This window comes from Pseudomonas sp., from assembly GCF_026224925.1.
Lineage (GTDB): Bacteria > Pseudomonadota > Gammaproteobacteria > Pseudomonadales > Pseudomonadaceae > Aquipseudomonas.
This window is the reverse complement of record NZ_JAMFRV010000282.1, coordinates 1-4,560: the sequence shown is the minus strand read 5'-3', so window position 1 is coordinate 4,560 and position 4,560 is coordinate 1. Positions and strand designations below refer to the sequence as shown.

The following is a 4,560-nucleotide window of genomic DNA, read 5'->3' as shown; positions in this document are numbered from 1 at the left end:
TGTTCGGGAAGCAGACGACTAGGTGCATCAGACATACCGCGTCAAGCTTCTCGCCAACAAGTTGGCTCCTACAGGGTGGATTGCCCTCAACCATAGAATCTTCCACAGGGTGTATGGCTGATCACAAATTTGCTTCTGGCCGGCGATTACTTCGGCAACTCCACTGCCACAGCCCCCGGATGCGCTACCACGGCGCTGTAGGGCAGCACTGACCAATCCGGGCTTTCGCAGGCGCGCATTACGCGGGCGAATGAGGGGCCGAAGTAGAGACCGGTGGGTTTGAAGTACCAGGCGGGGAAATCCCAGATTTCCGGGTCGTTGAAGTCGCAGGTATCTTCATCTTCGGCCGTAGGTTTCTTCATGCCGTCGGGTGCAAATTTTTGCAGTTGGCTCACCAGCCAAGGCGAAAATTGTGTGCTGCGGTATTCAGAGAAGGTGTCGAAGCTAACGGCTGCCGGGTCTTGGTCGTCGCTGCTTTCGTGGTCTTCGTAGTGGAACGGTTTGCCTTCACCCACCCACAACACGTCTTCCAGCGACAGCGGTTTGCCGGTGCTGGCGTCGAGGTTGAGCGGCGTATCACCGAAGTCAGGGTGGGCGCCGCCGCAATCATAGCTGGTGAAAATGCTGACGCTGACGATGGTCGGCGAGAGCAATTCTGGGGTAATGGTTTGTTGGAAGTCTGCGCCAAAACGGCTGCCTTGCAGCAGGCAGGCGTGATAGCTGACCACCTCGTCCCACAGGCGAGCACGCAGTTGTTGATTGATCCGCGCGCCTTGCTCCGGCGGATAGCCTGCGGTGATTTCAAACAACGAAAGCTTGGACTCAGGCTCCGTCCACCATTGCAGCGTGTAGCCCATGAAGGTCTGCACTCTGCCCGGTTGAAGCGGCAGGAATTGCAGCCGCAGGTAATCGTAGGCGGACTTGGTATAGATGGTCTGCCAGCCGGCCTCGGCAGTCTCCGTCGGCGGTGGCACCTGCTTCTCGGTCAGCTCGATCTTCAGGGTTTTACCGTCCGGGCCTTTCCAGTCGCCTTGCCAGCCAGCCTGCGCGGTTTGATGCAGCTTTATCTCAGGCAGGACTTTGCCACTGTCGTCGTCCAGGCCTTCTGTGAGTGTCAGATCTTCGCCTTTCAGTACGCCGCCAAGCGCCAGATCAGCGTGGTATTTCTCGTAGAAATACCGACCGCTGACCTCCATGGGGTCCTTCAGGTCCAGCTCCAACACGATGGGCATTTTGTCCAGGGTGCCGGTATAGAGATGCGGGGGTTCGCTGGCATGAACAGCAAATGGCGAGAGGCTGCAAAGGACGAGGAAGGCTTGCGTCAGAGGTTTACTGGCTGAGCGAAACAATCCTTCGAGCATGGTGCCGTCCTTTGGAGATGATTGAAGAGGGACGCCGATGTCGCTACCGACACACCCTCCCCCGCAACATCAAATCCTGAATTGACGCACCAGTCCGCCCAAACGGTTACCCAGTTCGGTGAGGCTTCTTGAGGTTTGTGCGCCGCTTTGTGCATCGTCCGCCACAACGTCTGCCGCTTGAGCGATTTGGGTCATGCTGCGGCTGACCTCTTCGGCAACCGCAGTCTGTTCCTCTGAAGCACTGGCGATTTGCGCGTTCATGTCATTGATCGTTTCGATCAACGTGCCAATGGCATCCAATGATACCCCTGCGCGGTTGGCCAGCTCGCCAGTGGTTTTGCCAGTTTCGCTGGAGCGGCCCATGGCAACCACAGCGTCTAACGTGCCCTTTTGCAGCAAGCCGATCATTTCGTTGATTTCTTGCGTGCTTTTCTGCGTGCGGCTGGCCAACGCGCGAACTTCGTCGGCAACAACCGCGAAGCCACGACCGGCATCACCCGCGCGTGCGGCTTCGATGGCGGCGTTCAGTGCTAGCAGATTGGTCTGCTCAGCGATCGATCGAATCACGTCCACTACACTGGCAATCGACTGCACGTCGTTACGCAGGTTATCCAGTGATGAACTGCTTTGGCCGATATCAACGATCAGGGTGTGGATGCTTTCAATACTTTTCGTCACGACGTTTTTCGCTTCCACGCCGACGTCGCTGGTTTTTTTTGCGGCCTGCGACGCGCCTTGTGCGCTCACGGCGACCTGCTGGGCTGCCGCAGACATTTCGTGAATAGCCGTCGCGACCTGATCAGTTTCCTGACGCTGCTGATCCATGGCGTGTTCAGAGCGCTGTGCCTGGGACGACATGTCGCCCACCAGCGACGTCAGTTGGCCGGTCATTTCTGCGATCTGTTTTACCAAACCGTGGATTTTTTCAACGAAGAAGTTGAACGAGTTCGCCAGCGCGCCCAGCTCGTCGCCGCTGGTCACGGGCAGGCGACGCGTCAGGTCACCGTCACCGGCAGCGATGTCATCAAGGTTCTTTTTGATCGCGAGCACCGGTTTGACGATGCTGTTACCCAAAAATACGCCAACCACCGCGACTAACAGCAACATGCCCGCGGCGATGGCGAGAATAAATGCGGTGTGTGAACCGATGCTCGCACTGCGGTCGCTGGCAATCGTCTGTACCTGAACCGCGATGTCGTCGAGGTTCACCTGCGTGCCGAACACCAGATCCCATTTATCCAGGTACACGGTGTAGCCCAGCTTAGGCACCGGCTTGTCGCTGCCCGGGGTTTTCCAGTCATAGCGGAAGTAGTGGGAGCCTGACTTGCCCGCTTCGACTAACCCACGAATAACGTAAACGCCGTTGGCGTCCTGAGCATCGAGAAAGCTCTTGCCAATATCGAGGTCTTTATCAGCCCAAAACACTCGAATACTCGCCGAGTTATAACCATAGAAGTAACTCTGCTTATCGTAAATCAGTGTTTTAAGAATCTTTACTGCCTTGTCCCGTGCTTCAACGTCACCGGGTTGCGACGCGTCATATATCGGTTGAATCGCCGCTTGGGCGATTTCCAGATAATGCTTGAGCGATACCTTTCGTTCTTCGGTCAGCAGCGTACGCGTCTGCTCGACCTCCTCGGACGCCAGCCTTTGCAGCACTACATAGGTGATGCAACTGATCACTGCAGCCAGCAACAGGCTGGGAATGATCGCCAGAAGAATAACTTTACTGCGTAGATTAAGCGCCACGGGGCAATAGCCTCAGTCAGGAGATAGTATTTTAAGTGATGAATTATCCCCGCCTTTTTTATGAACGAGACAACGCTCACTGCGGTTTTAATCAGTGAATAACAGGACAGGTGTAAATAATAGAATCAATCATATGAAACCCAACAAATAAGTCAATACGCCATCAGTCAAAGAGTGGTCGACGGTTAACTGACGGTCAACACTGACGACAGCAGTTCCACCAACCCATGCACTTTAGGCAACGTTTCACGGCTGCGCGGCCACGCTAGATACAGCGTCAGGCCTTCGGTGGCCAGATCAGGCAAAACCTCCACCAGTTCACCGTTGTGCAATTGCTCCTTTATAAGCCACGTCGCGAATTGCGCGATGCCGCTATCGGCCATCACCGCCGAGACCATGGCTTCAGCGTTACCCACAACAATCCGCCCAGATATCTGTCGGGATTGGGTTTTACCGGTGCCATCGGCAAAAAACCACGGGCTGATACCGCCATCCGCTTTGCCATACAGCACGCACGCATGCTCGGCGAGATCCTCAATGCTATGAGGGGTGCCGTGTTGCGCGAGGTAGGCCGGTGAGGCGCAACGGGTCACCCGTTCGGTGCCCAGACAGCGATGATTCAGGGCCGATGGCCATACGTCTACGCTGCCAATCCGAACCGTCAGATCAACACCCTCCTCCAGCAGATCAACAAAGCGGTCGGTGAATGAGATATGCGCCCGCAACTTTGGGTGCTGATCAACGAAGGCCAGAATCTGAGGCATAACGTGCAGGCGCCCGTAGGACGTAGGTAAATCGATACGCAGCGTGCCCGAAGGCTCCGCACGTTGCGCCGCCAATGCCGTTTCGGCCTCTTCCAAGTCACCAATGACTCGGGTGCAGACGCTGTGGTACGCCGCCCCGGACTCTGTCAGCGCCAAGCTACGCGTCGTGCGCTCGAACAAGCGCGTGCCAAGACGATTCTCCAGCCGCGCAATGCCCTTGCTGACGGCCGAACTGCTCAAGTTCAAACGCTCTGCCGCCGCAGTGAAGCTGCCTGCGTTGGCGACAGCAACAAACATGGCGATGCCTTTTAAGCGCTCAGTAGTGGACATGGCAAACCGGACCATTAGTGAAGTAGATTCCATAGTGCACGGAAAAATGGCCAGCGATAAGAATTCGATTCTCGAATAGGCTTGCTGCACTTTATAAGCTGAGTGTGTGGCATGTCTTCTTTCGATTCGACCGTTTCCTCCACGGCCCTGAACAGCGCGCGAACAGGCAGTGGCTTGGCCATCCTGATCCTTGCGCTGGCCGGGTTCGTCATCGTTACAACTGAGTTTTTGATCATCGGCCTACTGCCGTCCATGGCCCGTGACCTGCAGATTTCGATCTCCAGCGCCGGGCTGCTGGTTACCCTGTTTGCGTTCACGGTAATGCTCTGCGGGCCGCCATTGACGGCGATGCTGTC

At 56.2% G+C, this 4,560-nt stretch carries 3 protein-coding genes and 1 pseudogene; 1 reads left to right on the top strand and 3 read right to left on the bottom strand.

All coding sequences use genetic code 11. The features are described from left to right. Nucleotides 1-146 precede the first annotated feature (146 nt). The 3 genes from M0974_RS12285 to M0974_RS12275 all read right to left on the bottom strand — a co-directional run bounded on the left by M0974_RS12285 (nt 147) and on the right by M0974_RS12275 (nt 4,204). Entirely contained in the window at nt 147-1,361 is a 1,215-nt protein-coding gene (locus M0974_RS12285) for a hypothetical protein (protein ID WP_297836592.1), read from the bottom strand. Between the two features lie 69 nt (nt 1,362-1,430). Continuing rightward, the gene (locus M0974_RS12280) at nt 1,431-3,110 is read right to left on the bottom strand and encodes a methyl-accepting chemotaxis protein (protein WP_297836590.1); all 1,680 of its coding nucleotides are present in this window, start codon (nt 3,108-3,110) and stop codon (nt 1,431-1,433) included. 185 nt (nt 3,111-3,295) lie between these two features. Then, nucleotides 3,296-4,204, bottom strand: coding sequence for a LysR family transcriptional regulator (locus M0974_RS12275; RefSeq protein WP_297836588.1), 909 nt, complete (start codon nt 4,202-4,204; stop codon nt 3,296-3,298). A 111-nt stretch (nt 4,205-4,315) separates the two neighbouring features. Between M0974_RS12275 and M0974_RS12270 the strand changes: the two are divergent. Then, nucleotides 4,316-4,560 (top strand): annotated as a pseudogene (locus tag M0974_RS12270) (MFS transporter); the annotation flags it as partial.

Excerpts from the sequence above, each read along its gene's own strand:
- M0974_RS12285 (WP_297836592.1), bottom strand. The coding sequence starts at position 1,361 with ATGCTCGAAGGATTGTTTCGCTCAGCCAGTAAACCTCTGACGCAAGCC.
- M0974_RS12275 (WP_297836588.1), bottom strand. The coding sequence starts at position 4,204 with ATGTCCACTACTGAGCGCTTAAAAGGCATCGCCATGTTTGTTGCTGTC.